Annotated in this window: 4 protein-coding genes; 3 read left to right on the top strand and 1 reads right to left on the bottom strand. The window is 73.2% G+C overall.

What is annotated here, in order from left to right; all coding sequences use genetic code 11:
* The first annotated feature begins 436 nt into the window (after window positions 1-436).
* The 3 genes from ACT6XY_RS22635 to cobJ are packed head-to-tail and all read left to right on the top strand — an operon-like array spanning window position 437 to window position 2585.
* Complete coding sequence (locus ACT6XY_RS22635; protein WP_444750559.1) at window positions 437-1075, top strand: precorrin-8X methylmutase; 639 nt, start codon at window positions 437-439, stop codon at window positions 1073-1075.
* 5 nt (window positions 1076-1080) lie between these two features.
* Complete coding sequence (locus tag ACT6XY_RS22630; protein WP_444750558.1) at window positions 1081-1821, top strand: precorrin-2 C(20)-methyltransferase; 741 nt, start codon at window positions 1081-1083, stop codon at window positions 1819-1821.
* A complete protein-coding gene (gene cobJ, locus ACT6XY_RS22625; RefSeq protein ID WP_444750557.1) occupies window positions 1818-2585 on the top strand; it encodes a precorrin-3B C(17)-methyltransferase in 768 nt (255 codons plus the stop codon). Before ACT6XY_RS22630 ends, cobJ begins: the two co-directional genes overlap by 4 nt.
* Here the strand turns inward: cobJ and ACT6XY_RS22620 are convergent.
* On the bottom strand, window positions 2552-3194 hold a 643-nt coding region (locus ACT6XY_RS22620), incomplete at its 5' end, for a cobalt-precorrin-6A reductase (RefSeq protein WP_444750556.1). The two genes, cobJ and ACT6XY_RS22620, sit on opposite strands and share 34 nt — an antisense overlap.

The following is a 3194-nucleotide window of genomic DNA, read 5'->3' as shown; positions in this document are numbered from 1 at the left end:
CTTCGACCTGCGGCTCACCCCCTGGCGCGGCGTCGCGCTCACCGGCCTGTCCGACGCCGAGGCGACGCTCGCCGGCCTCGCGGGCCTCGGCCTCATCGTCGATGCGGCAGACCCTCGCCTCGCCGTCGACGCCTGTCCCGGCGCGCCGGCCTGTGCGCGCGGCGAGATGCCGGCGCAGGTCGATGCAGCACTTGTCGCCGCGGCCCTGCCGGCGGGCCTCGACGCCCGCTTTTCTCTCCACGTGTCGGGCTGTGCCAAGGGCTGTGCCCGCTCTTCGCCCGCCACCCTCACGCTCGTCGGTCACGACGGGCTTTACGACGTCGTCTCCGAGGGGCGCGCGTCAGACCCTCCCGTCCACCGTCTCGCCGCCGCCGAAGTCGCGCGGCTGCTGGCCGCCGGCGGCAACCCCGCGAACGCCCTCCGGAAGGCCAGGACCATGACACCCGCGACCCGCTCCGACCATCTGAAGGACGGCGCCGCCATCTATGCGCGGTCCTTCGCCATCATTCGCGCCGAGGCTGACCTGGCGCGGTTCAAGGGCGTCGCGGAACGCGTCGCCGTGCGCATGATCCACGCCTGCGGCATGACGGATCTCGCCGGAGACATCGTGATGTCGGAGGATTTCGCGGCAGCGGGCGAGGCGGCGCTGATGCGCGGCGCGCCGATCCTCTGCGATGCCAGGATGGTGGCGAATGGCGTCACGCCGTCGCGGCTTCCCGCCGGGAACCGGGTCGTCTGCACGCTCGACGACCCGCGGGTGCCGGGCCTCGCCGAGGCCATGGCGACGACACGCTCTGCCGCGGCGATGGAGCTCTGGCGGGATGACCTCCGCGGCAGTCTCGTCGTCGTCGGCAATGCGCCGACCTCTCTCTTCCACCTCCTCGACATGCTGGACCGGGGGGCTCCTGCCCCCGCCGCCGTGATCGGCGTGCCCGTCGGCTTCGTCGGGGCGGCGGAATCGAAGGAGGCGCTGGCGGCGGACGGGCGCGTGCCCTTCCTCATCGTGCGCGGGCGGCGCGGCGGCTCGGCCATGGCGGCCGCGGTGGTCAATGCCCTCGCCAGTCCGCGGGAGTGAGGGCGATGACCGCATCCCCATCTCCGGTCTTCTTCGGCGTCGGCCTCGGGCCGGGCGATCCCGCCTACCTGACGCTCCGGGCGCGGGAGGTGCTCGACCAGGCGGACCGGCTCGTCCACTTCTGCAAGCGGGGAAGGCGCGGCAACGCCCGCACCATCGTCGACCGGATCCTCGGGCCGGACCCTGCCCGCGAGATCGCGCTGGTCTATCCGGTCACGACCGAGGCGGCGCCGGGCGAGGGCGCCTATGACGGGCCCATCACGGCCTTCTACGAGGAGAGCTGCGCCCTGCTCGCGGCCGAGGCGGAGGCGGGCCGTCGGGTGGCGATCCTCTGCGAGGGCGACCCCTTCTTCTACGGCTCGCTGATGCATCTGTGGCGCCGGCTGGCGCCGCTCTATCCCTTCGAGGTCATTCCCGGCGTCAGCGGCATGTCGGGCGCCTGGACGCTCGCCGGTGCACCGATCACCTGGGGGGACGACGTGCTCACGGTCCTGCCGGGCACGCTCGCGGAGGACGACCTGGCACGCCGGCTCTCCGGGACGGATGCGGCGGTGGTGATGAAGCTCGGCCGCCACCTCGCCAAGGTGCGGAGGGCGCTCGCCGCCGCCGGCCTGCTGCAAAGGGCGATCTATGTGGAGCGAGCCGCCATGGAGGGACAGCAGATCCTGCCGCTCGCACAGAAGGACGACGACGAGGCGCCCTATTTCGCCATGGTCATCGTGCCGGGGGAGGGCCGTCGGCTGTGACCGGAACCCTCACCGTCGTGGGGCTCGGGCCCGGGGATCCCCGCTACCGGACGCCGGCCGCCATGGAGGTGCTGGCGAAGGCGACCGACCTCGTCGGCTACGGCCCCTATCTCGACCGCGTGCCGGAGCGGGAGGGCCTCGCCCGCCACCCCTCCGACAACCGCGTCGAACTCGACCGCGCCCGCTACGCCCTCGATCTCGCAGCGGCCGGCCGCCACGTCGCCGTCGTTTCGGGCGGCGATCCCGGCGTTTTCGCCATGGCGGCGGCGGTCTTCGAGGCGCTGGAGGCGGCGCGCCCCGAATGGGCGGGCGTCTCGGTGCGGGTCGAGCCGGGCATCACCGCCATGCTGGCGGCTGCGGCGCGGCTCGGTGCGCCGCTCGGCGGCGACTTCTGCGCTCTGTCGCTGTCGGACAACCTGAAACCCTGGGATGTTGTGATGAGCCGGCTACGGGCCGTGCTTGCCGCCGATTTCGTCGTGGCTCTCTACAATCCCATCTCGCGGGCGCGCCCCTGGCAGCTCGGCGCGGCGCTGGCGCTGGCCGCGGAGATCAAGCCGGCGGGGACACTCGTCGCCTTCGCGCGCGCAGTCGGCAGGCCGGACGAAAGTGTCGCGGTCATGCCGATCGCGGACGCGGCGGACAGAGCCTCATCCGCCGACATGGCGACGCTGGTGCTGATCGGCGCGACGGCGACGCGGCTGGTGGCGGGCGCCGATGGCGCCACGCACCTCTACACGCCGCGCAGCGTCGGGAGGCAGCCGTGACTAGCGAGCCAGACCATCGCCTCGTCCACCGTCGCGACGGTGGGCACGTTCGGCTTCGCCGGGCGGGTGACCATGATCACCGGCAGGCCGAGATGGCGGGCCGCGGCGATCTTTCCTGCGGTCGCGTCGCCGCCGGCATTCTTCGCCACCACGACCTCGATGCGTTCGCGTCGCATGAGCGCGGCTTCGGCGTCTGCGTCGAAGGGGCCGCGGTCGCGAATCAGCGTCAGGTCGGGAGGAACCGGGCCTTCCGGCGGGTCGATGACGCGAGCGAGATAGGCGTGCTGCGGGGCTGCGGCGAAGGCGGCGAGCTCCTGCCGGCCGATGGTGAGAAAGACGCGGCGCGGCGATGCGCCGAGGGCCGTGACCGCCTCCGCCATGCTGCCGACGCGGGTCCAGCGGTCGCCCTCCAGCTGCTTCCATTCGGGGCGCTTCAGGGCCAGAAGCGGGATGGCTGCCAACCGGCAGGCCGCGGCGGCGTTGAAGGGCATGACAGCTGCGAAGGGATGGGTGGCGTCGACGACGGCCCGCGTTGCGGACGCCGCGAGGAAGCGCGCGAGACCCTCGGCGCCGCCGAACCCGCCGATGCGCACCGGCAGGGGCAGCGGG

The organism is Phreatobacter sp. (assembly GCF_052440005.1).
In the GTDB taxonomy this organism is placed as follows: Bacteria; Pseudomonadota; Alphaproteobacteria; order Rhizobiales; family Phreatobacteraceae; genus Phreatobacter.
Note: the sequence above shows the minus strand (reverse complement) of the source record. Positions and strands in the feature narration are given on the sequence as shown.